This is a genomic window from Bacillus sp. VA15 (genome assembly GCF_055721145.1).
The window spans coordinates 367,036-393,688 of record NZ_JBVQPQ010000002.1; the positions used below are offsets into that span (position 1 = coordinate 367,036).

A 26,653-nucleotide genomic window follows, 5' to 3' on the forward strand; every position below is an offset into this window, starting at 1 on the left:
CAAATCATCCTTCCATATCCGCTAGTTCATCTTCTGTATAGTATTTACTGATTTTAGATGTAAACAGCACACCGTCTAAGTGGTCCATTTCGTGCTGCACGGCTCTCGCTAAAAAGCCTCGCGCTTCCAGAATGAACGGTTTTCCCTGACGGTTAAACGCACGTACTTTGACATAATCAGCACGTGTGACATCACCATAGACGCCAGGAAAGCTCAGGCATCCTTCAATTCCGGTTTGCTCACCGCTTTTCTCTAAAATCTCGGGATTAACGAGATCAATTCTGCCGCTGTCATCCCCGATATCTACGACAGCCACTCTTTTTAAGATGCCGATTTGCGGCGCTGCCAGTCCGACACCATCCATTTCAAGCATGGTGTCGTACATATCATCCAACAGTTTTTTTAGCTTTTTATCAAAAACAGTCACGCTTTCCGTCGGTGTTTCCAAAACCTCCGCTGGATGTGTGACGATCTTTTTTACTGCCAATTTGTTACCCTCCAAGACGTGAGATCTTACATCATCATATAAGGATTCATATCAATTGAAATCATTACATGCTTTTGTTCAATTTCTCGTTTATAATGTTCCAGTATCTTCTTCAATAAAGCGGATAACTGGGTTTCCTGTTTGTATTTTATCACGCATTGATAGCGATATCTATCTTTGATCCTGGCTATCGGCGACGCGCTTGGCCCGAGAATTTTCGTGTCAGCTCCGCAGTTTGCTTTCAAAAAGTGAGCGATTTTTTCAGCCGTAACAGCTGCTTTCGCTACTTCTTCATGAGAAACAGTCACAAGAGCCAAATAGTAATAAGGCGGATAGGATTGCTCTCTCCTGTGAGCCATTTCATGCTGATAGAACGTTTCATAATCGTGCGTCTTCGTCAGCTGGATGCTGTAATGGGACGGTGTGTACGTTTGAATGATGACATGGCCGGGTTTTTCATGCCTGCCTGCCCGGCCGCTGACTTGCGTTAACAGCTGAAATGTTTTTTCGGCCGATCTGAAATCAGGAATATGGAGTGTTGTATCAGCACTTAACACTCCGACAAGTGTGACATTCGGAAAATCAAGCCCTTTCGCAATCATTTGCGTTCCGAGAAGAATATCCGCTTTTCCTTCTCCGAAAGCTGACAATAATTTTTCATGGGCGCCTTTCCTTGAAGTCGTATCAACATCCATTCGAATCACTCTCGCATTTGGCAGCACTTTTGTCAGCTCTTCCTCCACACGCTGTGTCCCCGTCCCGAAAAAGCGGATATGCTCGCTTGCACATTCTGGACAAGTATGCGGGACAGGCTCTTCATGTCCGCAATAATGGCATTTCAGCCTTTGGCCATAACGATGATACGTCATGGAAATGTCGCAGTGCGGGCATTGCGGGACATATCCGCAATCCCTGCACATCACAAAGGAAGAATAGCCCCTTTTATTTAAAAACAGCACAGCCTGCTCGCCCTTGGCAATCGTTTCTTCAAGCTTTTCCATCAATTCAACTGAAAACATTGAGCGATTGCCGCTTCTGAGCTCCTCTCTCATATCAACAAGCGAAACCTCAGGCATCACCTGATGGTTAACGCGGTGCTTCAGCGAAAGAAGCTCGTACACACCCTTTTGCGCCCGTGCATATGACTCTAATGTCGGCGTAGCGCTGCCCAGCACAACAGGACAGCTGTGATGCTCAGCCCGCTTGATCGCCACCTCTTTCGCATGATAGCGCGGCATTTCTTCTTGTTTATAAGAGGACTCATGCTCTTCATCGATGATAATCATTCCGAGATTTTCAAACGGTGCAAAAATAGCCGATCTGGCGCCGACGACAAGCCGGACTTCCTTCCGGTGGATTTTACGCCACTCATCATATTTTTCCCCTGTGGATAATCCGCTGTGCATGACTGCCACCTGAGAGCCGAAACGGCCCTTGAAGCGATTGACCATCTGTGGCGTCAGCGAGATTTCCGGCACGAGGACGATGGCTTCTTTTCCTTTCGCCAGTACTTTCTCAATTGATTGCAGATAAATTTCTGTTTTTCCGCTGCCTGTTACGCCGTGAAGAAGGAACACTTTATGTTCATCGTTGTCCAACGTCTGGCGTATTGGCTGAAAGGCAGCGCTCTGTTCGTCTGTCAGCGGGAGCGGCTCTGTTTTTTTGAACATTTTGTCCTGATAGGGATCTCTGTAAACCTCTTCATAGCTTTCCTTCAAAAGCCCCTTTTGGATAAGGGTTTTGATGGTCGCAGAGCTCGCGTCCGTTTTTTTGCACAAATCCGCTGCAGGGATTTTCACCCCTTCCGGCTCAGCGATGAAAAAGTGAAGAATCGCCTGCTGCTTGGCTGCTTGGCGAGATAATCCCTCAGCCTGCTTGCTAAGCTCTTCTTTACTGGCATTTGCCTGAATATGCCTGACCATTTTTTTATTGGTTTTTTGCGCAACTTTATACGTCACATCAATGCTGCCTTTTTGAACATGCTTTTGAATCAGTTTCAGCGTATCGTGATCGGGTATATCCGAATATAGAAGAGTCTTTGTTTCAGAAAACAGCCGTTCCACTTGCGGTGGTAGATCGGCACCGTGTGCGATCTTTAATTCTTTTTCATATTTCGCCTTTAATGCGGCAGGTAGCATCGCTTGAAGCGCCGTTATTTTAAAAGACAGCGTTTTGTCGGACAGCCATGATGACAAATTCATAAGCTCCTCTGTCAAAACAGGTGTAAGATCTAATAAATCCTCTACCTCCTTGACAGATTTCCCCGAGAGATCAGATGCTTCTTTCACAGCTGTCACAAACCCTTGAATTTTACGGGGACCAAACGGGACAATGACTCGCATGCCCGTTTTGATCATGCCTTTGAGATGGTCTGGGATTTTGTAATCAAAAGGCCTGTCTATATTTTTGGTGCTGACATCAACGATGACTTCGGCAAAATTCATGAGTGCTCTCCGGTTTGTTTTGAGAGGGCTGCGATTTCCTGAAGGATTTCAAAAGAAACATCAAGCTTCGACATGATCGGAAGCTTGCGTTTGCGCCCGTCTTTGAAAAAAATTGTTACGATATTCGTATCAGCACCAAAACCGGCCCCATTTGCTTTCACATCATTTGCCACTATCATATCAAGATTTTTGGCAGCGAGCTTTTTACGGGCATAGTGTTCAACGTCTTGTGTTTCAGCTGCAAATCCGATCAACAGCTGCTGCTTCTTTCTCTCGCCTAATTCTTTTAAAATATCGACCGTTCTTTCCAGTTCCAGGGTCATACCGCCGTCTTGTTTTTTCATTTTATGGTCAAATACTGTTTTCGGCGTAAAATCGGCTACCGCAGCTGTTTTGATGACAATATCACTCGAGTCATACACGGAGAGCACCGCTTCGCGCATATCCGCAGCCGATTGAACAGGGATAAACTGAGCAAGGCCTTTCGGCTGATCCAGCGAAACAGGGCCAGAGATTAAAGTTACACGTGCGCCGAGCTGGACAGCCGCCTCCGCTAATGCGTATCCCATCTTGCCCGTTGATTTATTGGTGAAAAATCGAACAGGATCAATCGCTTCCCGTGTCGGGCCAGCTGTAATGACCACATGTTTGCCTTCTAAAGGAGCGATTTTTTCTTCAGCAAAATGCTTTTCGGCTAGCTTCACGATATTTTCAGGCTCTTCCAATCTGCCTTTTCCTACGTAACCGCATGCTAAATAACCCTCGCTCGGCTCAATAAAACGATAGCCATCCTGATAAAGAACAGAGATATTTCGTTTAACTGCCGGATGGTCATACATGTGAACATTCATCGCCGGCGCGATCCACACGGGAGCCGTTGCTGCTAACAATGTTGTCGTCAGCATATCATCAGCGATACCGTTTGCCAGTTTTCCAATCACATTAGCCGTAGCCGGCGCCACAATAACCAAGTCGGCCCAGTCTGCGGCATCAATATGAGAAATGACGCTTGGATTTTGTTCTTTAAATGTATCTGTATAGACTTCGTGGCGGCTTAATGCCTGAAATGTCAGCGGTGAAACGAATCGGCAAGCTGATTCAGTCATAATCACTTTGACATTTGCTCCTGCCTGAACCAGCTTGCTCGTTAACGCACAGGCTTTATAAACAGCGATGCCCCCGCTCACGCAAAGTAACACATTTCGATTGTTAAGCAATGACTTCTCCCCCTCTGCACTTTACAAAAACCGCACGGAAAAAAATAACAACCTACATGATATAGGTTGCTACTTGTGCTACTATTCGCGGTCTTCCTTTTCAAACGAAAGCAGGCCTGCATCAATTTCTTCTAAAGCTTTGCCTACATATTTGTGTGAAATCGTATGTTCAATCATTTGGTCTTTTTTGATTTGCATTTCTCGGGCACGTCTCGCAGAAACAGTCACGAGCGTGTATTTGGAATCTAATTTATTCATTAAAGAGTCAATTGATGGATCTAACATTGGTTATTCAACCTCCAGCATTTTCTTATATCTAGGCGCAACGCGCTCGCGCTTCAAATGTTCAGCGAGAACGATTGCTTTGATTTTATCGCAAGCCGTTTCGACATTATCGTTTTCAACGACATAATCATAAGCATCCATCATTTCGATCTCAGCTTTTGCGGCTTTCATTCGATTTTCAATCAGAGCGTCTGTTTCCGTTCCTCTTGTCACAATTCTGTTCTTCAGTTCAGAAAGGCTTGGAGGCGCAAGGAAAATAAACAAGCCTTCCGGGAAAGCATTTCTCACTTGAAGAGCGCCTTGAACTTCGATTTCTAAAAAGACGTCTTTTCCATCTTGAAGCGTCTGTTCAACATAATCGACAGGCGTGCCGTAATAATTGCCGACATACTCCGCCCATTCAAGCAGCTTGTTGTCTGCAATCATTTGCTCGAATTCTTCTCTCGTTTTGAAGAAATAATCGACTCCGTTCACTTCGCCCTCTCGCGGACTTCTTGTGGTTACTGAAATCGAATATTCAAATTTTGTGTCTTCCTGCGAAAAAATCGCTTGCCGAACCGTTCCTTTACCAACTCCTGAGGGACCTGAGAGAACGATTAATAACCCTCTTTCTTTCATGCGGCAATTATCCCTGCCCTTCATCCATAATTTCTTCTTTAACAGAAAGTCTGTGTGCAACTGTCTCAGGCTGGACGGCAGATAAGATAATGTGATCACTATCCATGACGACAACTGCACGGGTTCTTCGTCCGTATGTAGCGTCAATTAGCATTCCGCGGTCTCTTGCATCCTGAATCATCCGTTTGATTGGCGCAGACTCCGGGCTGACAATCGAAATCATCCGATTAGCGGAGATAATATTGCCAAATCCGATATTAATCAGTTTAATCGTCATCTTCTACGTTCCCCCTGTAAAATAGACGTCTCTAGTTTAGCCTAGTAAGACCGTCTGTAAACAATACGCACAGTCACTATTCTATATTTTGCACTTGTTCTTTTATTTTTTCAATAGAACTTTTCATTTCGACGACAAGCTTTGTGATCTGATGATCATTTGCTTTTGAGCCAATTGTATTTGCTTCCCGATTCAGCTCCTGAACGAGAAAGTCGAGTTTGCGCCCGACAGCTCCGCCACCAGCTAATATATCACGAAACTGGGCGAAGTGGCTCTTCAGCCTGGTAATCTCTTCAGTAATATCAGAGCGGTCTGCAAAAATTGCACATTCTGTTACAAGCCGGCTCTCGTCTAATACATCTTCAGTCCATTCTTTTATTCTGGCGTACAGCCGTTCCCGATAACGAGATACGACATCCGCTGCCAGCAATTCAGTTTCTTTCACCAGCTCTTCAAGCTGATCAATATGCTTCAGGCAGTCTTTCGCTAAAAGCAGCCCCTCTTTTTCACGCATTTTACAGAGACCTTTTACCGCTTCCTCTGCAGCAGCGGTGATTAACGCCTCCAGCTTGTCATTTTGCGTTTGTTCTTCATGAATCTGGACGACATGGTCAAGCTTAAAGAAATCCATTACATCAGGCTCTGTAGACAATTGATACCGCTTCTTCATATTTCCCGCAGCTGCGACAAACTCATCAAGCAGCGGCCAATCAATTTCAAGCCTTTTCTCTACAAGCATATCGCTGTCAACTGATACGAAAAGCTCAATTCTTCCGCGCTGGATATGCTGCAGAATGGTCTGTTTCAGCTTATCTTCAAAATATAGCAAAGGCCTTGGCAAACGAGCGTTCACTTCTTTAAACCTGTAGTTCACAGATTTAAGTTCAACGCTTACAGAGAGATCATCTTGTGTTTTGCTTGCACTGCCGAAGCCTGTCATACTTCGTATCATTTTAAAACACCCAATTCTTCCCTGTTCTCATAATAAAAGGGCAATAGACATGCTATTACCCCTAAGATTATATCATATGAATTTATTTTTTTCTTGTCAAAAGTGACCCAGCCAGCAAAAAAGTAGGGATGGCGGACATGCCGATGACGAGCATCCAGTCTCCAGGCGTGATGGCGACGGTATGGAAAATTGGCTGAAGCGGCGGATAGTAGATCACAACAAGCATCAGCAAAATTGATGACAATACTGCGCCGAGTAAATATAGATTTTGAAACGGATTTCTGGAAAAAACAGAGGTCTCGCTGCGACAGTCAAAAACGTGAATAAGCTGAGCCAGCACCAAAGTGGCAAACGCGATCGTCTGGGCATAAGCCAAATTCTCCGGATTCCGGTGATACACAATGATAAACGCTAAAATAGTGGCAGCTCCGATCAAAAAACCTCTGGAGACGACCTTCCATCCAAGCTTGCGGGCAAACACCCCTTCTTTCGGATGACGGGGCTTCCGTTTCATCACGTCTCCTTCCGGCTGATCCATGCCGAGAGCCATTGCCGGCAATCCGTCCGTCACCAAGTTGACCCACAAAATCTGAATCGGCACGAGCGGCAAAGGAAGGGCAAGCAGCATCGCAAACAGCATGACAAGAATTTCTCCGACGTTAGAAGCCAACAGATATCTGATAAACTTTCTGATATTTTCATAGATGTTTCTGCCCTCTTTTATCGCAGATTTGATCGTTGCAAAATTATCATCCACGAGAACAAGGGATGACGCTTCTTTGGCGACATCTGTCCCTGTAATACCCATAGCGACTCCGATGTCAGCTTGTTTAATGGCTGGGGCGTCATTGACGCCGTCTCCCGTCATCGCCACAATATGCCCGTTTTCCTGATAGGCTTTTACGATTTTCAGTTTATGCTCAGGAGAAACGCGGGCAAATACATACACATCCTCCACAACATTAGAAAGTTCTTCTTGAGAAAGTTCATTCAGCATCTTGCCGTCCATGATTTTGCCGTTTTTCGGAAGGAGGCGCAAGTCTTTCGCTATCGCTTTAGCTGTCTCCACATGATCGCCTGTAATCATAACGGTCTTAATTCCTGCTTCACGGCATTCTTTAATCGCCTGTCTGACTTCCGGCCGCGGCGGATCAATAATGCCTGAAAGACCGAGCATCGTCAGATCTTTCTCAGCCTGCTCCATAGACGGTGTTTCACCTGCTTTTATCGGCCTGTAGGCGACCGCTATCGTTCTGAGCGCCTGGGATGCCAGATGTCTTAATACCGCCTCTGTTTCTGCTTTTCTCTCATTTGAGAAAAGAGCTGCTGAGCCGTCATAAAAAATACGGGAAGAGCGTTGCATCAGTACATCTGGTGCACCTTTTGTAATGATATACCGCTTTCTGTCCTGATCCTCTACAATGACAGTCATCATTTTCCGTGCTGAATCAAACGGAAACTCTTCAATCACCCGGTAATGAGAGTCAACAAATTCCTTGGAAAAACCGCCTTTTCTTGCCGCGGTGAGCAGCGCTCCCTCTGTTGGATCTCCGTCAAGCACATATTCGCCGTCTCTTTTCTCAATATTGGAGTTGTTACAAAGCGCTCCGAACAGGAGCATCTGCTGAAGCGGTATATGCTCATTCACACTGACCTCTTTTTCGTTCAGTGTGAAGCTTCCTTTCGGTTCATAGCCTGCCCCCGTCACTCTCCATGTTTTCCCTCCGGACCAGACATGTGTCACCGTCATTTTGTTTTGCGTCATTGTCCCTGTTTTATCCGAACAAATGATAGACGCACACCCAAGCGTTTCAACCGCAGGGAGCTTTCTTACGATTGATTTTTGCTTAATCATTCGCTGTACGCCAAGCGACAGCGCCACAGTTACAATCGCCGGGAGCCCCTCCGGAATCGCGGCTACTGCTAACGACACACCCGCTAAAAACATGCTGTACAGATCGTGACCCTGGATAACACCGACAGCAACGACAAGTACCGTCAGAAGCAATGCAACAACAATTAAAATCTTCCCGAGCTGCTCCAGTCTTCTTTGCAGCGGGGTTGACAGTGTCCCTGCCGATTCAAGCATGTCGGCAATTTTGCCCATTGCCGTATTCATTCCGGTGCCGACGACGACCCCGACACCGCTGCCACGGGTCACAATCGTTCCCATAAATGCCATATTCGTAATATCGCCGAGCGAAACATCCGGTTTTTTCAATTTATCGGCATGCTTCACAACCGGGATGGATTCCCCAGTCAGCGCTGATTCTTCTATTTCAAGGCTTCTTGCTACGACAATTCGAACGTCTGCTCCAATCCTGTCACCGCTCGTAAATTTCACAATATCGCCCGGCACAAGTTCCTTAGAAGGAATCTTTGTCCAGCTTCCTTCCCTGAGCGCCATGACATGCGGTGTTGAAAGCTCTTTTAAAGCCTGAAGAGATTGCTCAGCCCGCCTTTCTTGAAAGAAACCGAGTATGCCATTCACAAACACAATCGCAATAATCGCAACCGCGTCTACGTATTCACCAAGAAATCCTGAGATTAACGTTGCCGCCAAAAGCACAAGCACCATAAAATCTTTGAACTGCGCGAAAAACAAGAGAAGCGCTGATGTTTTTTTTCCTTCTTGCAGCTCGTTTGGTCCATGCTTATCGAGGCGTTTTTTCACCTCTTTTTCTGTTAATCCTTGTTTCATGGACGTATTGGTTGCCTCTAGTAAATCTGTTTGTCCCATTTCATGAAACTTCATTCCGCTCGTCCACTCCCCTGCTCTCTTATAGAGATATCACTCTATAAGCATGCTTATTCTGACTCGTCCCATTTCATGCTATAATTATCGAATGCAGGAAGAATGAGAGGGTGTATTGCATATGTCGTTTGATGGCATGTTTACATACGGAATGACACACGAACTTAACGAGAAAATGACGGGCGGACGAATTACGAAAATCCATCAGCCATATAAGCACGATGTGATTTTTCACATCCGCGCCAATGGAAAAAACCAAAAACTATTATTATCGGCACACCCGAGCTATTCACGGGTGCACATCACGACGCAAGCTTATGAAAACCCAAGCGAACCGCCAATGTTTTGCATGCTGCTGAGAAAGCATATCGAAGGCGGATTTATTGAAAAAATTGAACAAGCGGGCTTAGACCGCATTATGATTTTTCATATCAAAAGCCGGAACGAAATTGGCGATGAAACCGTCCGAAAGCTTTATGTAGAAATTATGGGACGCCACAGTAATATCATTTTGACAGACGGAGTAGAAAATGTGATCATCGACGGGCTTAAGCATTTATCGCCGTCAATGAACAGCTACCGTACAGTACTGCCTGGCCAAGATTATAAGCTTCCGCCAGCCCAGAACAAAATCTCTCCGCTTGAGGCGACAGAAGACGATATTTTACGTCATCTCAGTTTTCAAGAAGGACGGCTGGATAAACAAATTGTCGAACACTTTTCAGGTGTGTCTCCGCTCTTTGCCAAAGAAGCGGTTCACAGAGCGGGTCTAGCCAACAAAGTCACACTGCCAAAAGCATTGCTGGAGCTTTTTGCCGAAGTAAAAGAGCACCGCTTTATTCCCAACATTACAACCGTAAACGGAAAGGAATATTTTTACCTGCTGGAGCTGACTCATCTAAAAGGCGAAGCGCGCCGTTTTGATTCATTAAGCGAGCTGCTCGACCGTTTTTACTTCGGAAAAGCTGAACGAGACCGGGTCAAACAGCAGGCCCAGGATCTTGAACGATTTGTTGTCAATGAACGGAAGAAAAATGCAAACAAGATCAAAAAATTAGAGAAAACACTGGAGTATTCGGAAAACGCGAAGGAATTTCAGCTTTACGGGGAGCTTTTAACTGCTAATTTATATATGCTGAAAAAAGGTGATAAACAGGCTGAGGTCATCAACTATTACGATGAAGAAAGCCCGACAATCACGATTCCTTTAAACCCGAACAAAACGCCTTCTGAAAACGCTCAGGCCTACTTCACGAAGTATCAGAAAGCGAAAAATTCGGTCGCAGTTGTCGAGGAGCAAATCAGGCTGGCGCAGGAAGAGATCGAATACTTTGATCAGCTGATTCAGCAGCTTTCGTCCGCTTCTCCTCGAGATATCAGCGAAATCAGGGAGGAGCTTGTGGAGGGCAAATATTTACGCCCTAAGCAGCAAAAAGGACAGAAAAAACAAAAACCGCATAACCCGGTTTTAGAAACATATGAATCCTCTTCAGGCCTGGCGATTTTAGTGGGGAAAAACAACCGCCAAAATGAATATTTAACAACAAAAGCGGCAGCCAGAGACGATATTTGGCTTCACACGAAGGATATTCCAGGCTCCCACGTTGTAATCAGAAGCAGCGAACCGGATGAGCAAACAATTATTGAAGCCGCGACAATTGCAGCTTATTTTTCAAAAGCCAAAGATTCAAGTTCAGTGCCTGTAGATTATACAAAAATCAGGCATGTCAAAAAACCGAACGGCGCGAAGCCCGGCTTCGTCACCTATGACAGCCAGCATACCGTCTTTGTCACACCTGATGCAGATACTGTCATCAAGCTGAAAAAAAACTGAGCATCATAAAGAAAAAGCCAGGGCATTGTGTGCTCTGGCTTATTTCTTTCTTCTTACCTGATAAAGCCTGTCAACTTCAGTGACAAAATCGCTGTCAATCAGCTCATCCACTTTTTCTGCCAGCTCCTTTGTGTGCTTTGGACTGGCTCCGTTTGTAGAAACTGACACCGTGACATGCCCTCTTTTTACGATTTTCGGTATGTACACGTTGCCAAGCTCAGCTTCACTGACACAATTGACAAGCTGAAAAGGTGAAGCGGTTAGAGCAATTTCTTTGTTCACTGTCGCATTATCCGTCGCGGCAATAATCAAAAAAGCATCGAGATAATCTTCTTTTTCAATCGTGCGGCTGATCCATCTGATACGGCGATTGTCTGCCATCTGCTTGATTTCCGGTTCAACATCCGGACTGACAAGCGTAATATCAGCTCCCTCAGAAAGCACCGTTTTCAGCCTTCTGAGAGCGATGCTGCCGCCGCCCGCAATGACAACCTTTTTCTTTTCCAGGCTAATGTGCAGCGGGAGCATATGAACCTCCGTCAAAATCAAATTGTCCCTCGGGATTTTCGACAGTTTCTCTTACACGGTTCAAAAATGCGTTTTTCACATGAGGGTGGAAACCGATATAGGAAGAAAGGTAGACATTCGGATTATCAGCCTTTAATGTCTGAACCTCTCGTTCGATTTCATTCATCAGCATGCCGGTAAAAAGCAAATATGGAACGACAAAGGTTGTCACGCCGTCATCTTTTTTAAGTTCTGAAAAAACCTCTTTGTAATTCGGGCCGCATGCTGTCAAAAAGCACGGGATGACTTCCTTCACCGGAATCATATTTTGAAGGAGATTGGCAATACCGGTTACGTCTCTTTTTACATCGGGATCTGAACTCCCCCTCCCGATGAGCACAACTCTGGCATTTTCATACGGAACACTTATGTCTTTCATTCGATGATATACAGCTTTGACTACTTCTTCGTCAATCCCGATCGGCTTTCCGTATGAAACGCGGACCGAAGGATATCGGGATGCAGCACGCGCAATTTCTTCGGGAATATCATGTTTTGCATGTGCAGCTGTTAAAAGAAGCAGAGGCACCACTGCGATATGAGTGGCGCCTTTCTTCACACATGCTTCAAACCCTGTCTCAATTGTCGGCTCCTGAAGCTCTAAAAAGCTGATTTCCTGTACAGGCGCAGAGACGTGCGCCTTGCATCCTTCCAAAAAGGCTGCGGCTTCTTGCTGCGCCTTTTTTATCCGACTGCCGTGACCGACATATAAAATTGCTTGCTTCATTTTTACAACGCCTCGCTTAAATCTTGTTTTTTCAGCTCAGATTCAAACCATTCCAGCTTATAGTGATAATTTACAACATTTCCAATGACAATTAAACTCGGATTTTTAATGTCTTCTTTTATCACCGTTTCTGAAAGGGTGTCAACTGTACAAAAAACAGATTTTTGCTTGTCCGTTGTTCCCCAGTGAATAAAGGCTGCCGGCGTAGAACCGTCCCGGCCGTTTTCAAGAAGTTTTCTTTCAATCTGCTGCACGTTTTTGATACCCATATAGATGACAAGTGTATCAATTCCTGTAGCCAGCGCTTTCCACTTTTCCTCAAAATCTTCGTCTTTTTTATAATGCCCCGTTACAAAAGCGACGTCAGAGCCCGCATCCCGATGAGTAACAGGAATCCCGGCATAAGCGGCTGCCGCAATTCCTGATGTAATGCCGGGGATGATTTCAAACGGAATTCCGTTTTCAGAGAGGCATTCCGCTTCTTCCCCTCCTCTGCCGAACACAAATGGGTCTCCGCCCTTCAGTCTGACAACGGTTTTCCCTTTTTGCGCATACTTCACAAGAAATCGATTGATGGTTTCCTGCTTCATCGTATGAAAATCTGGAAGCTTCCCGCAGTAGATCAGGTCTGCTTGCTCTTTGGCATATTGTAAAATCTCTTTATTTACTAATCTGTCATATAAGATGACATCAGCTTTTTCAATGGCTTTCAGCGCTTTAATTGTGAGCAGATCAGGGTCTCCGGGACCCGCTCCTACAATATATACTTTCCCCATCGTATTTCCCCCGATCTATTCGAGTTCTTCCAGAACATTCGCTGTGATGTTGTTCTCGCTTGCATTCCGGCATCTGAGAAGAACACAGCAGATCACATTTAGCTCAATTTTTGTTTGACAAACTCGATCAGCTGATTTTTGCACGCTTCACGGTCATGCTGTCCTGAATCAAGAACGAGCTCCGGTGCTTCCGGCTCTTCATAAGGAGAATCAATTCCCGTAAAGAACGGAATTTCCCCGTTTCTAGCTTTTTTGTAGAGCCCTTTCGGATCTCTTTGTTCACAAATATCGAGGTCGCATTTAATGTATACCTCATTGAATTCGCCTGCTTCCACAAGCTGGCGAACCTGTTCTCTGTCCTCGCGGAAAGGAGAGATAAAAGCAGTAATCACAATGGTGCCCTGCTGAACAAAAAGCTTTGCCACCTCTCCGATTCGGCGGATGTTTTCTTTTCGGTCTTCATCAGAAAAACCAAGATCCTTATTTAAGCCGTGACGGATATTATCCCCGTCCAGCACAATGACTTGGTAGCCCTGCTCAAACAATTCTCTCGCAGCTGCATTGGCAATGGTTGATTTGCCTGAACCGCTTAACCCTGTCAGCCAGAGAATGGAGCTTTTGTGCTTGTTTTTTTTCTGATACTCTTCTTTTGTAATAGAGGCTTCATGCCATACGATATCGCGATTTGTCACTGCCAGTCCTCCTTAAGATACGCCTGCTTCTTCTTTTTTCTTCATACCTTTGATTAACACTTCTACGACTTCTGCGCGGCTGAATTCTGCAGGAGGCAGCACACCGTCTCTCAGCATGCCTCTTACCTTAGTGCCTGATAAGATGACGTGATGTTCTCTGCCGTGAGGGCACGTTTTCGCCGTTCCCATATTTCCGCATTTTTCACAGAAGAAGCTGTGCTCGAATTTCAGCGGTGTAATCCCGAGCTCTTCAGGTTTAAATGTGTCAAACAGCTCCTGTGCCTCGTATGTTCCGTAATAGTCACCTACACCTGCGTGATCGCGGCCGACAATAAAATGCGTGCAGCCGTAGTTCTTTCTGACAAGTGCGTGGAAAATGGCTTCTCTCGGTCCCGCATAACGCATCGCCGCTAAGAAGACGCCGAGGAACACGCGGTCTTTCGGGTAATAATTGTCAAGAAGCACTTGGTAGCTTTCCATCCGCACATCAGCTGGGATGTCATCAGATTTTGTTTCACCTACCAGCGGGTTTAAGAACAAGCCGTCTACTGTTTCAAGAGCCGTTTTTTGAATGTATTCATGCGCTCTGTGAACAGGATTTCTTGTTTGGAAACCAACAATGGTTTCCCAGCCTTTTTCCGCAAACTGGCGTCTTGTTTCCGCCGGTTCAAACGTAAACTCAGGGAACTGTTTTGAAGCTTTTTTAGTCAATGTGATTGGTCCGCCGACGTATGTATTGCCGCGGCTGAAAAGCTTTTTAACACCCGGGTGCTCCTGCTCATCCGTTTTATACACATTGACAGCTTCTTTTTGTTTGTCAGGCACGTATAGGTCTTCGATTTGGATAACGCCGTATGTTTCTCCTTCATACGTTAACTTTACCGTTTCACCGACTGACAGTTCCGCTGCTTTTTGCGCATCAACCGGAAGCGTGATTGGAAGGGACCAGACAACGCCGGAAGAAAGACGCATGCTTTCGACAACAGATACGTAATCTTTTTCATTAAAGAAGCCTTCGATCGGGCTGTATGCACCGATTCCGATTAATTCCAAATCTGCGAAAGAAATCAAATCAAGTTCAATTTCTTTTTGAATGCTGCTCACATCATATGATTCATCTACTCTGTTTACTAATGTTCCTCCGTGTGGTGCTAAGCTCATAATATCGATTTCCTCCTAGTTAACATATAAAATAACTCAGATTAATGATCAGATTCCCCCGCCTTGTTCGTGGACAGAGCGTCTCTCTTTACGTATGGCCTTCGTCAGGCTGACGGCACCGCCCGCCGCTAAAAGCACACTTACCATGATAAAGATTGAATAATAATCCGCTTTTAAAAACAAGGATACAAGCAGATAAGAAATTGATAAAGATAAAAACGGCGATACAATCCATACCTTCAGCATCGTTTGAACAACTTGTTTATGGAACACGTTCGGACCGTTTTTTGCCATGCCTATTCCGATAATAGACGATGACGTGACTTGCGCCAAGGGCACTGGCATCCCAAATACAGAACTGATGATCACCAGTCCGGCTCCTGTACCGGATAAGAGAATGCCTTCTCCTTTTGAGAATCTCGTAATTTTCTTCCCGTTTGTTTCTAACACCCGCCGGCCTAATAACAACGCGCCAAGAGCAACAAAAGCTCCCCCGTATAAGGTTCCTTTCGTTACATCCAGCACACCGGCCGCCACTAACGGGCCAACGGCATTCGCCACATTGTTCATACCGGCAGAGAATGCTTCAAAAAATCCGGCACCTAACAAAACAATGCCAAGGATTTTTTGCTTTTTAGAAGATTTAATTTCAATCTTAAAATAACGAAACAGCTTAGATACAAAATATGTGAAACCGAAAGCGAACAGCGGGACAAAAACCCAAAACGACACAATGACCAGCAGGTTGTTCACAAACAATACTTTGTAAGCCACTCCCACGCCGACAACTGCGCCGACTGTTACTTCACTTGTCGACAAAGGAATGCCGAGAAGATTAGCCGTAAAGAGCGACAGCGCAGCGGCTCCAATAATGATGCAAACAATCGTCAGTGTAATCGTCTGCTCGGGGATAATCCCGGAGCTGATGGTTTTTACAACCTCGCCCCCGCCAATGACCGCCCCGGCCAGCACACCGACTGCGCATAGGATCAAAGCGTAGGTTTTCTTTTTAATGGCTCCAGAGCCGTAAGCAACTCCCATCGAAGCTGCAGCGCCGCTTGCACCAATATTCATCGCGAAAAACAAGCTAAATAAAATAGCGGCTAGTTCCATTTTGCAGCTCCTTATTCATGCAGTCCGCATTCTGTTTTCGCCATACCATTCCATCTGCCTGAACGTAAATCCTCTGCGGTAAAAGCAGGAGCCGTGCAAGGCGCGCAGCCAATACTAGGATATCCTTGATCATGAAGCGGATTGTAGTCCAGCTCATTCCGGGATGTGTATCTCCAAATGTCTTTCCAAGTCCAATGGATAAGCGGGCATACTTTTACTGATTTGAATTTTTCATCTTTGTTTAAGAAATTCGTATTGGCACGGCTTGGCCCTTGATCGCGGCGCAGACCGGAAAGCCAGGCTGGATGTCCTGAAAGCGCCTCTCTTAAAGGAACAACCTTTCTAAGATAGCAGCACTGATTCGGCTCTCTTTCCCACAGTTTGTCACCATGTTCTTCGGCTTGCTCCTCAGGGGTAAGGTCTGGTTTTTTCAGGATGATATTAAGACCCGGATAACGCTCTTTCACTCGTTCAATCGTTTCATAGGTTTCTTTAAAATGAAGTCCTGTATCAAGAAACACAATCTCTGCGTCTTTTTTTACTTTATAAATTAAGTCAATCAGAACGATTCCCTCAATTCCGAAACTGCAGGCATAAACAAGCTGATTGCCGTAATGGCCGTATGCCCACTTTAAAACTGAAAGCGCTCCTTTATAAGGGTCGTCTTCCGGAAATGTAATCGTTGGTTCTTCCCAATTATCGTACGTTAACATTTCTTCTTTCCTCCTTTCGGAGACAAACAAACAGTAGCTTTCTGCCGGTTGTCTTTTCCCAATTGTAATGTGATGCGCGGCTGCTGTTATCACATACAGCCTTTTTTCCTCTTAAAATAAAAAACTTTCAATCCGGCGGAAAGAAAGACAGGAACAGCATGTAGCCCTTATCTTTCAAAATGGAATTCATTTTGCTGGAAGTAGCACCTTACAAACTATGCAGGTTGCCGGGCTTCATAGGTCCAGTCCCTCAGCCGCTCTTGATAAGTTTTTAGATTTGTAGTAAATTTTAGCACAATTCTAACATAAGTCAACCCGACTTTTTTTATAGGATTAATAAAAAAACAGGCCGAGTGGCCTGTTTTCAAGTACAACAAGGCTTTGAAGCCTCTATACATCACCGAAATTTATTTCTTATTTTTTAAACCAATCTTTTGACTCGGGATTTCGTTTCCACGTTTTCAGCTTTTCTAGATCGTCTGAATGAATATTTCCGTTTTCGAGCGCGACCTCTGTGAGCGTATCGTAATCAGTTAAAGAGTAGTATGGAAGTTCTGCCTTTGCGAAGGCTTCCTGCGCTTTAGGGAGCCCGTACGTAAAAATGGAGACGACACCGAGCACTTCACAGCCAACCGCTTGTAAAGCTGCCGCAGCTTCAAGTACGCTTCCTCCTGTGGAGATTAAGTCTTCAATAACGACAGTTTTTTGCCCCTTTTGAACAGCTCCCTCAATCTGATTGCCTTTTCCGTGCGCTTTCGGCTTGCTTCTCACATAACACATCGGAAGATTCAAACGGTCAGCCGCCAGAGCAGCATGAGGAATACCGGCTGTAGCTGTTCCCGCAATCATTTCAGCTTCAGGAAAATGCTCTTCGACAAGCTTGCTGATACCTGAGGCGACATCATTTCTGACCTCCGGGAAAGATAGCGTAAGGCGGTTGTCACAGTAGATTGGCGATAAAATGCCGCTTGCCCATGTAAATGGCTCGTTCGGGCGTAAAAATACAGCTTGGATGTCTAATAGATGTTTTGCGATGATTTGTTTCATGATTTGATTCCCTCCCATTCGAGTCTGACAGCTTCATAGGCTTTTACTGGGTCTTTCGCTTTGGTAATCGAGCGTCCTACCACAATCGCTGATGAACCTTTCTCTTTTGCAATTGCAGGTGTCGCTACGCGGATTTGGTCATTCGCAGCGTCCTCTGACATCCTGATCCCCGGAGTGACAGTCAGAAATGAAGGCGACACCGCTTGGTAAATGGCTTTTGCTTCATGAACAGAGCAGACCACTCCATCAAGTCCGCTTTCTTCTGCCAGCTTGCTGTAGTGCACGACCGTGTCGATCAAAGGCTTTTCGATCAGCAGTTCATTCTTCATCATTTGTTCAGATGTGCTTGTCAGCTGGGTTACCGCGATAAGTGACGGGCGTTTTTTTCCGGAAAGCGTTCCTTCTTCTAAGCCTTCCAGAGCTGCTTGCATCATTTTTTTGCCTCCGGCCGCATGAACATTGACGAGGTCCACCCCGAGACCGGCAAGGCGCTTCATCGCTTTGTTTACAGTGGTCGGGATGTCATGAAGCTTTAAATCTAAAAACAGCTCGCAATTTCTTTCTTTTAATTGTTTAACTATAGAAGGCCCTTCTTGATAAAAAAGTTCCATTCCAACCTTTACAAATAACGGTTCTTGCTGAAAAGGCGCTAAGAACGCAAGTGTTTCTTCAGCTGATGCAAAATCAAGCGCGATGATGGGCAGGTTGTTTTTCATGGTTCCAGCTCCTTCCGATGCATTCTTCAATTGATTGATAGCCGTATTGACGCAAAACAGATGGAAGCTGTTCAATCATGTCCGGGCATGCAAAAGGATTCACAAAGTTTGCTGTTCCGACAGCGACCGCGCTTGCTCCCGCGAGAAGAAACTCCAGTGCATCTTCGGCCGTCTGCACGCCTCCCATTCCGATAATCGGGATATTGACCGCTTGGCTGACTTCATACACCATGCGAATGGCAACCGGCTTCACGGCAGGGCCGGAAAGCCCCCCTGTTTTATTCGCTAATATCGGCTTGCCTGATTTTAAATCAAGCCTCATGCCGATTAATGTGTTAATCATCGTAAGACCGTCCGCTCCCGCCTCTTCGATCGCAGATGCAATTTCTGTGATATTTGCCACGTTCGGGGAAAGCTTTACATAAACGGGTACTTCTGAAACCTCTTTAACCGCCTTCGTCAAATCAGCAGCCATTTCAGGGTTCGTGCCAAAAGCGATTCCGCCTGTTTTCACATTCGGGCATGAAATGTTCAATTCAAGGGCATGAACATTAGGCGCTTTGCTGATATGCTCTGCGACTTCAACATAATCCTCGACTTGAGAACCTGCGACATTTGCAATGATTGGCGTATCAAACTGCTCAAGCCACGGCAGCTCATTTTGCAAAACGCTTTCCAGCCCCGGATTTTGGAGACCGATCGCATTGAGCATTCCGGCGCCAGTCTCAGCTACCCTAGGCGTCGGGTTCCCGAAGCGAGGCTCCTTTGTCGTAGCTTTGATCATAATTGCTCCGAGACAAGATAAATCATAAAAACGCGCAAACTCTTTTCCAAAACCGAAGCAGCCTGATGCAGGAATGATCGGATTTTTCAAATCAAGTCCCGGCAATTTCACCTCTAGCATTACAGCGCCACCTCCTGAGCTTTAAATACAGGTCCGTCGAGACATACTTTTACGTAGGATGTCTCACTTTCGTTTGTATGGCACACACACGCGAAGCAGGCGCCGATTCCGCAGCCCATTCGTTCCTCCATGGACAGGTAAACTTCTTTATGGGCATATTCCTGTTTTAATGCCTTCAGCATCGGTGTCGGCCCGCAGCTGAGGAGAATGTCAAACTCTAGATTTTTCTGTTTAATCACATTTGTAACAAACCCGGTTTCCCCATAGGTTCCGTCAGCTGTTGCCACATACGTGTCTCCGTACTGCCGGCATTCTTCTTCGTAAAAAACATCCTTTGCCGATTGGAATCCTAAAACGTGTATGACCTTGACCCCTTTTTCGTTCAAGCGTTTCGACAGCTCTTGGAGAGGCGGCACACCGACACCGCCTCCTACCAGCAAAGCCGTCTTTCCGGGTTGGACTTCATTGACAGGAAAGCCATTTCCCAAAGGCCCGAGGACATCCACAAGTTCTCCCTGCTGCTTCAGTGACAAGAGTCTTGTTCCTTCCCCATCTACTCGATAAATGATGGTGACTTCATTTTTTTCAAAGTTGACGTCGGCGATGCTGATTGGTCTTCTCAAAAGAGGCGTAACCGCTTCGCTCACTTTAAGATGAAGGAACTGTCCCGGGGTTGTAAACCCTTGGACAAGCTCCCCTTTCAGAACCATTTGATACACCCGGTCTGCAATTTGCTGGTTAGAACATACTGTCAAATACGCTTTTTTCATATAGTGACTGCCGCCTCCTGATTTGTGTTGACTGCCGGCATTTGATCAGCACGGAATGTCATGCTTTCCAGCACTCGCAATATCGCTTCTGCCGTATCTAAAGATGTTAAGCAGGCAACACCGTTTTCTACTGATTCACGTCTGATTCTAAATCCGTCTCTTGCCGGCTGCTTTCCTTTTGTCAGCGTATTGATGACAAACTGCGCTTCTCCGTTTCTGATCACGTCAAGCAAGTTCGGGCCGTCCTGGCCGATTTTCCCGACGACTTTCGCTGGAATTGAAGCTTCTTTCAGGTAACCTGCCGTTCCTTCAGTCGCTAAAATGTTGTAGCCGATCGCATGGAACCTCTTAGCGATGGCAAGCCCTTCTTCTTTATCCTTATCAGCCACTGTTAAAAGCACGGATCCGTAGTTAGGGATTTGAATGCCTGAAGCAATCAGAGCTTTATAGAGCGCTTTTTCAAGGGTGGAATCTTTCCCCATGACCTCACCTGTTGATTTCATTTCAGGCCCTAACGTAATGTCCACTCTTCTCAGCTTAGCGAAGGAGAAGACCGGCGCTTTTACAAATACACCTTGCTGTTCAGGCTGAAGGCCCTCTGTATAGCCAAACGCAGCCAGCTTTTGGCCGAGAATGACTTTTGTAGCAATGTTCGCCATTGGGATACCCGTGATTTTACTTAAGAACGGTACGGTTCTGCTTGATCTCGGATTTACTTCGAGCACGTACACTTCACCTTGTGATAAGACGAATTGAATATTGAGCAAACCGACAATGTTCAGCCCTTTAGCAAGTGCGATCGTGTATTGTTCAATTTTTTTCTTAATGTCCTCTGTGAGTGACTGAGGCGGATATACAGCGATTGAGTCTCCGGAGTGAACGCCCGCACGTTCAATGTGTTCCATAATTCCCGGAATGACGACTGTTTCACCATCAGATACTGCATCCACTTCAATTTCTTTCCCAGTTAAATATCTATCAATTAATACAGGGTGCTGCGGATTGATTTTGACTGCGTTTTTCATGTAATGAAGCAGTTCTTTCTCATGATAAACAATCTCCATCGCCCGGCCGCCAAGTACATAGGAAGGGCGCACCAGTACCGGATAGCCGATATCACTCGCGATGCTTACCGCCTGATCAACTGATGTCGCTGTTTTGCCAAGCGGCTGCGGAACACCGAGTTCTCCAAGCGCTTGTTCGAATTTATCCCGATCTTCCGCACGGTCTAAATCTTCTAACGAAGTCCCAAGGATTTTCACTCCGCGTGCAGAAAGCTCGTCAGCAAGGTTAATGGCAGTTTGTCCGCCGAACTGTACGACAACGCCCACCGGCTGTTCGAGGTCAATGATGTGCATGACATCTTCAATCGTAAGCGGCTCAAAGTACAGCTTGTCTGAGATACTGAAGTCTGTTGAAACGGTTTCCGGGTTGTTATTGACAATAATGGCTTCATAGCCTGCTTGTTTAATTGCCCATACAGAGTGAACAGTCGCATAGTCGAATTCAACACCCTGACCGATTCGAATCGGCCCCGAACCAAGAACCATCACACTTTTCGTATCTGTAACGACAGATTCATTTTCCTCTTCGTATGTGCTGTAGAAGTATGGCGTTTCTGATTCAAATTCCGCCGCGCACGTATCCACCATTTTGAATACCGGCGCAATTCCCGCTTGTTTTCTTAAGCTGTAAAGCTCCGATTCTTTCATTTCCCACTCACGGCTGATGTACTTATCAGAGAATCCGAGTTCTTTTGCCCGTCTCAGTACGTCAGTATCACCCGCATTCGCCTTCAGTTCTTTTTCAAACTGTACGATTCCGAACAGCTTATGCAGGAAGAAGACATCGATCGCGGAAAATTCATGGAGGTCTTCTACCGTGTAGCCTCTTCTGTACGCTTCAGCTAAGTAGAATAAGCGTTCATCACCGGCCTTTTTAATTCGTTTTTCAAGAAGCTCATCGGAAATGTCAGCAGCGTCTTTCAATTCAAGATGATACACATCCGCTTCCAGTGAACGCACAGCCTTCAGCAATGACTCTTCAAGCGTGCGGCCGATCGCCATGACCTCTCCTGTCGCTTTCATTTGCGTGCCGAGCTTTCTGTTTGCTGATTCAAACTTATCAAACGGCCAGCGCGGAATTTTTGATACGACGTAGTCAAGAGCCGGTTCAAATGCTGCATATGTTTTTCCTGTCACCGGGTTCATCATTTCATCTAATGAAAGGCCGACAGCGATTTTAGCAGCAAGCTTTGCAATCGGATATCCCGTTGCTTTTGATGCAAGGGCAGATGAACGGCTGACCCGCGGGTTTACTTCAATAATGTAGTATTGAAAGCTGTCTGGATCTAAAGCGAGCTGTACGTTACATCCGCCTTCGATTCCAAGCGCGCGGATCAGTTTTAACGATACATTCCGCAAGAGCTGATATTCGCGGTCGCTGAGCGTTTGGCTTGGCGCGACAACAATACTGTCTCCAGTGTGGATTCCGACTGGATCAATGTTCTCCATATTACAAACGACAATGGCGTGGTCCTGGCTGTCTCTCATGACTTCATACTCGATTTCTTTATAGCCGGCGATGCTTTTTTCAAGCAGACATTGATGCACCGGGCTTAATTTTAAGCCGTTCTCAACAATTTCTTTCAGCTCTGTTTCATTCGAGCAGATGCCTCCGCCTGTTCCGCCTAATGTATATGCCGGGCGGACAATAACAGGGAAACCAATTTGGCTGACGAAGTTTTCTGCTTCTTCCAGAGAGTGGATAATCTCACTTTCTGGCACCGGTTCATTCAGATCATTCATAAGTGTTCTGAACAAGTCGCGGTCTTCAGCCTGCTGAATCGCAGACAGCTTCGTGCCAAGCACTTCGACGCCGCACTCTTCCAGCACGCCTCTTTCAGAAAGCTCAACCGCAAGATTCAAACCGGTTTGGCCTCCGAGAGTAGGAAGAATGGCATCCGGGCGCTCTTTTCTGATGATTCGCGTCAGGAATTCAGGAGTGAGCGGTTCGATGTAAACCCGGTCAGCCATTTCTGTATCTGTCATGATCGTGGCAGGGTTTGAGTTGACAAGGATGACCTCATAGCCTTCTTCTTTCAAAGCAAGGCAGGCTTGTGTTCCCGCATAGTCAAATTCTGCTGCTTGGCCGATGATGATCGGTCCAGATCCGATTACTAAAATTTTGTTAATGTCTACGCGTTTTGGCATACCGCTTCCCCTTCTTTCTCTGTTGTTTCGATCATTTCGATGAATCTGTCAAATAGATGGTTGGCATCCTCAGGACCAGGTGAGGCTTCAGGATGATATTGAACCGTAAATGCCGGCAGTGTTTTATGCTTCAGCCCTTCAATCGTATCGTCGTTAATTGCGATATGCGTCACTTCCAGTTCTGTTTCGCTGACGGATGAGACTGTATAGCCATGGTTTTGAGATGTTAAGGCGACTTTTCCGGTAGCCAGCTCTTTTACCGGGTGGTTTGAACCCCTGTGGCCGAATTTCATTTTTTCAGTATTCGCTCCGCACGCCAGCCCGAATAACTGGTGGCCGAGACATATTCCGAATAATGGCACTTTTCCGAGAACACCTTTAATCATTTCAATCGCTTCAGGCACATCTTTCGGATCTCCAGGTCCATTAGAAAGCATGATGCCGTCCGGTTTCAGCTGGAGCACTTCTTCCGCTGTAATGTTGTAAGGCACAACGATGACGTCACATTTTCGTTTGTTCAGCTCTCTAAGAATGCCGTGCTTCATGCCGAAGTCAACCAAGACAATGCGTTTGCCTCTTCCAGGGCTCGGATATGCGGTTTTGGCCGATACTTGGGATACTTGATTTCTCGGCAGTTCAGTTTCGTTCAGTCTTTTCAGCACTGCTTCGATATCTTCATCAGGTGAAGCGAATGTTCCTTTTAGCGCGCCTGCCGTGCGGATCATTCTTGTCAGCTTTCTTGTATCAATTCCCTGCAGTCCCGGAATGTTTTTCATTTTTAAATACTCGTCTAATGTGTATGCTGAACGCCAGTTGGAAGGCAGTTCACACAATTCTTTGATGATCAGCCCTTTCACAAAAGGGGTAATGGATTCAAAATCATCACGGTTGATGCCGTAATTTCCGATAAGCGGGTACGTTAATGTTACGATCTGCCCGCAGTAAGAAGGGTCAGATAAAATTTCCTGATAGCCTGTCATCCCAGTGTTAAAAACGACTTCTCCCATGCTGTGTTCTAAGCTTCCGAAGGCTTCTCCCTCGAATACCGCTCCGTTTTCCAATACTAATCGTCTCTTCATTTGACAAGTCTCCCTTCCTCATAAGCAAGCTTCCCTGCCGCAATTGTAGCGACCGGCCAGCCGGTACAGCTGATGCCGTTAAATGGTGTGTTTTTTCCCTTTGATAAAAATGTCTCTTTGTCTATAACTGCTTCTTTTTCCAAATCGATTAACGTAATGTCAGCAACTCGCCCCGTTTGTAATGTTCCGTATGGGAGACCGAACGCTTCGCATGGTTTGATTGTCATGTAATCAATCAGCTGTTTCAGCGACCAGCTGCCATTTTTGACAAAGTGTGTGTATAGGAGCGGGAACGCTGTTTCTAAGCCGACAATTCCAAATGGCGCCAGCTTCATGTCTGTATTTTTCTCTTCTTCTGTATGCGGCGCATGGTCTGTTGCGATAAAATCAATCGTTCCGTCTAAAAGACCTTCGATTAAAGCCGCTCTGTCTTCTGCACTGCGGAGAGGAGGATTCATTTTATAATTTGTGTCAAGTCCCGGAATGTCCTCATCACAAAGCAGCAAATGGTGTGGTGACACTTCTGCTGTCACTCTGATTCCTGCTTTTTTCGCATCACGTACGACCCTGACAGATTCTTTCGTACTGATATGGCATACATGGTAATGGCAGTTTGCAGTCTCAGCCAGCAATACATCGCGGGCAATATGAACTGATTCACACACAGAAGGAATGCCGTTGAGCCCGTTCGCTTTGGAGAATGTCCCCTCATGAACGCTGCCTCCGTAAATTAAGGAGTTGTCTTCGCAATGTGCGACAATCGCTTTGTCGATCGCAGCTGCCCGTTTCATCGCTTCATACATCATTCCTGCTGTCTGTATACCGACGCCGTCATCTGTAAAAGCAAATGCTCCGGCTTCTTTTAAAGCTTCAAAGTTTGTCATCTCATCACCGATTTGTCTGATCGTAATGGATGCATATGGAAGAACTCTTACGCATGATGTTTCTTTAATACGGTTTTGCACCCATTCCATCTGCTCCTTCGTATCAGGAACCGGCCGCGTATTCGGCATTGCTGCTACTGTTGTATAGCCGCCGCGCGCCGCTGCTTTTGCACCGGTTTCAATGGTTTCTTTTTTCTCTCCACCCGGCTCTCTGAAGTGTACGTGGAGATCAACAAACCCTGGTGAAACGAGCAATCCTTTTGCATCAATTACCGTTTCTTCATCCGTTGCATCAAGCTGACCGATTTCGGAGATGATTTCTCCCGTCACTCGAATATCCGTTTCTGTTTTTTCACCATTTTCGTTAAGTATCCAGCCGTTTTTAATGAGATATGACATACGCTGCTTCTCCTCTTTTCACTTTGGTTTGTAAGGCACGCTGTATCACTGCCATTCTGATAAATACGCCATTTTGCATTTGCTTGAAGATTCTTGATTTTTCGCTTTCTACTAAGCTGTCATCAATCTCCACTCCTCTGTTTACCGGAGCAGGATGCATAATGATCGCATGCTGCTTCATACGCTCAGCCCGTTCTACGGTCAAGCCGTATTTGTTTAGATAGCCGTCCTGGCTGACAACGGACTGATGTCTTTCATTTTGAATGCGAAGCAGCATGACGACATCGGAAAACTCAACTGCTTCATCCATTGAGACATACGTGCCGAATGAATTTTCTTCATCCTGCCATTCCAAAGGACCTGAAAACAGGACACGGGCACCCAATCTTGTCAACACTTCCGCATTAGATCTAGCCACTCTGCTGTGCTTGATATCGCCGTGAATGGAGACGGTAAGCCCTTTGAACGTATGGAACTCTTCATTAATCGTCATTAAATCAAGCAGTGATTGTGTCGGATGCTGACCGCATCCGTCTCCCGCATTCAAAATCGGGATGTTTATCTGGCTGACAAGCTCTTTATAGTACTCATCCTCGCTGTGCCTGATGACGCACACGTCCACACCAATTGATTCGAGCGTTCGGATAGTGTCATATAAGGTTTCGCCTTTTTGCACGCTTGTGCTTGTTCCATCAAGGTTCAGCACATTCATGCCCAGCTTTTTTTCTGCGACCTCAAAGCTGAACCGGGTTCTCGTGCTCGGTTCAAAAAACAGGTTCGCTGCAAATTTTCCCGTAAGCCAATTGTCTGTTTTTCCGCTTTTGAGGTCTTGTGCTGTTTGAAGCAAATCTTTGATTTCCTCAGTGCTAAGTTCACTCATCGTCGTTAAATGCTTCATGTTCTTTCCCCTCTCGTTTCAACTTTAAGGCTGAAAAAACCCCGGTCTTAGATAGACTCGGGGTATGGTTAAATAGAGGGCAGCATTGAAAGCTTCCTTCTCTTTATAACCCTTCCAAGCCTCTCT

The 26,653-nt window shown here is 45.8% G+C and carries 24 protein-coding genes and 1 riboswitch; of the genes, 1 reads left to right on the top strand and 23 read right to left on the bottom strand.

Features of this window, described 5'->3' with window-relative positions; all coding sequences use genetic code 11:
* Window positions 1-4: 4 nt before the first annotated feature.
* The 8 genes from def to AC0DBE_RS06805 form a co-directional block, all read right to left on the bottom strand.
* Window positions 5-487: a peptide deformylase gene (def, locus tag AC0DBE_RS06770; RefSeq protein WP_014113751.1), complete on the bottom strand. Its 483-nt coding sequence runs from the start codon at window positions 485-487 to the stop codon at window positions 5-7.
* Between the two features lie 26 nt (window positions 488-513).
* On the bottom strand, window positions 514-2,931 hold the full coding sequence (gene priA / locus AC0DBE_RS06775; RefSeq protein ID WP_061187443.1) for a primosomal protein N': 2,418 nt from the start codon (window positions 2,929-2,931) through the stop codon (window positions 514-516).
* A complete protein-coding gene (coaBC, locus tag AC0DBE_RS06780) occupies window positions 2,928-4,148 on the bottom strand; it encodes a bifunctional phosphopantothenoylcysteine decarboxylase/phosphopantothenate--cysteine ligase CoaBC (protein WP_472961544.1) in 1,221 nt (406 codons plus the stop codon). The genes priA and coaBC overlap by 4 nt, the downstream gene beginning before the upstream one ends.
* 81 nt (window positions 4,149-4,229) lie before the next feature.
* Window positions 4,230-4,433 carry a DNA-directed RNA polymerase subunit omega gene (rpoZ, locus tag AC0DBE_RS06785; protein ID WP_003221520.1) on the bottom strand — a complete coding sequence of 68 codons (204 nt, stop codon included), beginning with the start codon at window positions 4,431-4,433 and terminating at the stop codon, window positions 4,230-4,232.
* Between the two features lie 3 nt (window positions 4,434-4,436).
* Complete coding sequence (gene gmk, locus AC0DBE_RS06790; RefSeq protein WP_014113748.1) at window positions 4,437-5,051, bottom strand: guanylate kinase; 615 nt, start codon at window positions 5,049-5,051, stop codon at window positions 4,437-4,439.
* A 7-nt stretch (window positions 5,052-5,058) separates the two neighbouring features.
* Window positions 5,059-5,328, bottom strand: coding sequence for an extracellular matrix/biofilm regulator RemA (remA, locus tag AC0DBE_RS06795; protein ID WP_003154355.1), 270 nt, complete (start codon window positions 5,326-5,328; stop codon window positions 5,059-5,061).
* A gap of 76 nt (window positions 5,329-5,404) precedes the next feature.
* Window positions 5,405-6,280, bottom strand: coding sequence for a YicC/YloC family endoribonuclease (locus AC0DBE_RS06800; RefSeq protein ID WP_472961547.1), 876 nt, complete (start codon window positions 6,278-6,280; stop codon window positions 5,405-5,407).
* 82 nt (window positions 6,281-6,362) lie between these two features.
* Window positions 6,363-9,035: a calcium-translocating P-type ATPase, SERCA-type gene (locus tag AC0DBE_RS06805; RefSeq protein ID WP_472961549.1), complete on the bottom strand. Its 2,673-nt coding sequence runs from the start codon at window positions 9,033-9,035 to the stop codon at window positions 6,363-6,365.
* 121 nt (window positions 9,036-9,156) lie between these two features.
* Here AC0DBE_RS06805 and rqcH point away from each other — a divergent pair, with 121 nt between their 5' ends.
* A complete protein-coding gene (rqcH, locus tag AC0DBE_RS06810; RefSeq protein ID WP_061187442.1) occupies window positions 9,157-10,869 on the top strand; it encodes a tRNA modification protein RqcH in 1,713 nt (570 codons plus the stop codon).
* A 39-nt stretch (window positions 10,870-10,908) separates the two neighbouring features.
* Here the strand turns inward: rqcH and sirC are convergent, their stop codons facing one another.
* The 15 genes from sirC to AC0DBE_RS06885 all read right to left on the bottom strand — a co-directional run bounded on the left by sirC (window position 10,909) and on the right by AC0DBE_RS06885 (window position 26,527).
* Window positions 10,909-11,397, bottom strand: coding sequence for a precorrin-2 dehydrogenase (sirC, locus tag AC0DBE_RS06815; RefSeq protein ID WP_072183028.1), 489 nt, complete (start codon window positions 11,395-11,397; stop codon window positions 10,909-10,911).
* A complete protein-coding gene (gene sirB, locus AC0DBE_RS06820) occupies window positions 11,378-12,163 on the bottom strand; it encodes a sirohydrochlorin chelatase (RefSeq protein WP_072183029.1) in 786 nt (261 codons plus the stop codon). Before sirB ends, sirC begins: the two co-directional genes overlap by 20 nt.
* A gap of 2 nt (window positions 12,164-12,165) precedes the next feature.
* Window positions 12,166-12,939, bottom strand: coding sequence for a uroporphyrinogen-III C-methyltransferase (cobA, locus tag AC0DBE_RS06825; protein ID WP_472961552.1), 774 nt, complete (start codon window positions 12,937-12,939; stop codon window positions 12,166-12,168).
* Between the two features lie 98 nt (window positions 12,940-13,037).
* Window positions 13,038-13,631, bottom strand: coding sequence for an adenylyl-sulfate kinase (gene cysC, locus AC0DBE_RS06830; protein ID WP_061187438.1), 594 nt, complete (start codon window positions 13,629-13,631; stop codon window positions 13,038-13,040).
* A gap of 12 nt (window positions 13,632-13,643) precedes the next feature.
* Complete coding sequence (sat, locus tag AC0DBE_RS06835; RefSeq protein ID WP_014113740.1) at window positions 13,644-14,792, bottom strand: sulfate adenylyltransferase; 1,149 nt, start codon at window positions 14,790-14,792, stop codon at window positions 13,644-13,646.
* A gap of 48 nt (window positions 14,793-14,840) precedes the next feature.
* Complete coding sequence (gene cysP, locus AC0DBE_RS06840; RefSeq protein WP_014113739.1) at window positions 14,841-15,905, bottom strand: sulfate permease; 1,065 nt, start codon at window positions 15,903-15,905, stop codon at window positions 14,841-14,843.
* Between the two features lie 11 nt (window positions 15,906-15,916).
* On the bottom strand, window positions 15,917-16,618 hold the full coding sequence (locus AC0DBE_RS06845; RefSeq protein ID WP_472961556.1) for a phosphoadenylyl-sulfate reductase: 702 nt from the start codon (window positions 16,616-16,618) through the stop codon (window positions 15,917-15,919).
* 164 nt (window positions 16,619-16,782) lie between these two features.
* Window positions 16,783-16,888: riboswitch (SAM riboswitch) on the bottom strand.
* 144 nt (window positions 16,889-17,032) lie between these two features.
* The gene (pyrE, locus tag AC0DBE_RS06850; protein ID WP_284438302.1) at window positions 17,033-17,665 is read right to left on the bottom strand and encodes an orotate phosphoribosyltransferase; all 633 of its coding nucleotides are present in this window, start codon (window positions 17,663-17,665) and stop codon (window positions 17,033-17,035) included.
* Window positions 17,662-18,381: an orotidine-5'-phosphate decarboxylase gene (gene pyrF, locus AC0DBE_RS06855; RefSeq protein ID WP_014113737.1), complete on the bottom strand. Its 720-nt coding sequence runs from the start codon at window positions 18,379-18,381 to the stop codon at window positions 17,662-17,664. The genes pyrE and pyrF overlap by 4 nt, the downstream gene beginning before the upstream one ends.
* Window positions 18,350-19,285 (bottom strand): dihydroorotate dehydrogenase, encoded by a 936-nt coding sequence (locus AC0DBE_RS06860; RefSeq protein WP_014113736.1) that lies wholly within the window; start codon window positions 19,283-19,285, stop codon window positions 18,350-18,352. The genes pyrF and AC0DBE_RS06860 overlap by 32 nt, the downstream gene beginning before the upstream one ends.
* The gene (pyrK, locus tag AC0DBE_RS06865; RefSeq protein WP_014113735.1) at window positions 19,285-20,055 is read right to left on the bottom strand and encodes a dihydroorotate oxidase B electron transfer subunit; all 771 of its coding nucleotides are present in this window, start codon (window positions 20,053-20,055) and stop codon (window positions 19,285-19,287) included. Before pyrK ends, AC0DBE_RS06860 begins: the two co-directional genes overlap by 1 nt.
* A complete protein-coding gene (gene carB / locus AC0DBE_RS06870; protein WP_472961559.1) occupies window positions 20,052-23,267 on the bottom strand; it encodes a carbamoyl-phosphate synthase (glutamine-hydrolyzing) large subunit in 3,216 nt (1,071 codons plus the stop codon). The genes pyrK and carB overlap by 4 nt, the downstream gene beginning before the upstream one ends.
* Entirely contained in the window at window positions 23,252-24,346 is a 1,095-nt protein-coding gene (locus AC0DBE_RS06875; RefSeq protein ID WP_014113733.1) for a carbamoyl phosphate synthase small subunit, read from the bottom strand. The genes carB and AC0DBE_RS06875 overlap by 16 nt, the downstream gene beginning before the upstream one ends.
* Entirely contained in the window at window positions 24,343-25,629 is a 1,287-nt protein-coding gene (locus tag AC0DBE_RS06880) for a dihydroorotase (protein WP_472961561.1), read from the bottom strand. The genes AC0DBE_RS06875 and AC0DBE_RS06880 overlap by 4 nt, the downstream gene beginning before the upstream one ends.
* Window positions 25,613-26,527: an aspartate carbamoyltransferase catalytic subunit gene (locus AC0DBE_RS06885; RefSeq protein ID WP_472961563.1), complete on the bottom strand. Its 915-nt coding sequence runs from the start codon at window positions 26,525-26,527 to the stop codon at window positions 25,613-25,615. Before AC0DBE_RS06885 ends, AC0DBE_RS06880 begins: the two co-directional genes overlap by 17 nt.
* Window positions 26,528-26,653: the final 126 nt, after the last annotated feature.

Coding starts and splice junctions, on each gene's coding strand:
- sat (WP_014113740.1), bottom strand. CDS start 14,792: ATGAGCTTAGCACCACACGGAGGAACATTAGTAAACAGAGTAGATGAA.
- rpoZ (WP_003221520.1), bottom strand. CDS start 4,433: ATGTTAGATCCATCAATTGACTCTTTAATGAATAAATTAGATTCCAAA.
- sirC (WP_072183028.1), bottom strand. CDS start 11,397: ATGCTCCCGCTGCACATTAGCCTGGAAAAGAAAAAGGTTGTCATTGCG.
- sirB (WP_072183029.1), bottom strand. CDS start 12,163: ATGAAGCAAGCAATTTTATATGTCGGTCACGGCAGTCGGATAAAAAAG.
- AC0DBE_RS06860 (WP_014113736.1), bottom strand. CDS start 19,285: ATGCTAGAGGTGAAATTGCCGGGACTTGATTTGAAAAATCCGATCATT.
- cysP (WP_014113739.1), bottom strand. CDS start 15,905: ATGGAACTAGCCGCTATTTTATTTAGCTTGTTTTTCGCGATGAATATT.
- priA (WP_061187443.1), bottom strand. CDS start 2,931: ATGAATTTTGCCGAAGTCATCGTTGATGTCAGCACCAAAAATATAGAC.
- AC0DBE_RS06880 (WP_472961561.1), bottom strand. CDS start 25,629: ATGTCATATCTCATTAAAAACGGCTGGATACTTAACGAAAATGGTGAA.
- AC0DBE_RS06885 (WP_472961563.1), bottom strand. CDS start 26,527: ATGAAGCATTTAACGACGATGAGTGAACTTAGCACTGAGGAAATCAAA.
- cobA (WP_472961552.1), bottom strand. CDS start 12,939: ATGGGGAAAGTATATATTGTAGGAGCGGGTCCCGGAGACCCTGATCTG.
- pyrF (WP_014113737.1), bottom strand. CDS start 18,381: ATGAAAAACAACCTGCCCATCATCGCGCTTGATTTTGCATCAGCTGAA.
- pyrK (WP_014113735.1), bottom strand. CDS start 20,055: ATGAAAAAAGCGTATTTGACAGTATGTTCTAACCAGCAAATTGCAGAC.
- AC0DBE_RS06805 (WP_472961549.1), bottom strand. CDS start 9,035: ATGAAGTTTCATGAAATGGGACAAACAGATTTACTAGAGGCAACCAAT.
- rqcH (WP_061187442.1), top strand. CDS start 9,157: ATGTCGTTTGATGGCATGTTTACATACGGAATGACACACGAACTTAAC.
- gmk (WP_014113748.1), bottom strand. CDS start 5,051: ATGAAAGAAAGAGGGTTATTAATCGTTCTCTCAGGTCCCTCAGGAGTT.
- AC0DBE_RS06845 (WP_472961556.1), bottom strand. CDS start 16,618: ATGTTAACGTACGATAATTGGGAAGAACCAACGATTACATTTCCGGAA.
- carB (WP_472961559.1), bottom strand. CDS start 23,267: ATGCCAAAACGCGTAGACATTAACAAAATTTTAGTAATCGGATCTGGA.
- pyrE (WP_284438302.1), bottom strand. CDS start 17,665: ATGAAACAAATCATCGCAAAACATCTATTAGACATCCAAGCTGTATTT.
- AC0DBE_RS06875 (WP_014113733.1), bottom strand. CDS start 24,346: ATGAAGAGACGATTAGTATTGGAAAACGGAGCGGTATTCGAGGGAGAA.
- AC0DBE_RS06800 (WP_472961547.1), bottom strand. CDS start 6,280: ATGATACGAAGTATGACAGGCTTCGGCAGTGCAAGCAAAACACAAGAT.
- remA (WP_003154355.1), bottom strand. CDS start 5,328: ATGACGATTAAACTGATTAATATCGGATTTGGCAATATTATCTCCGCT.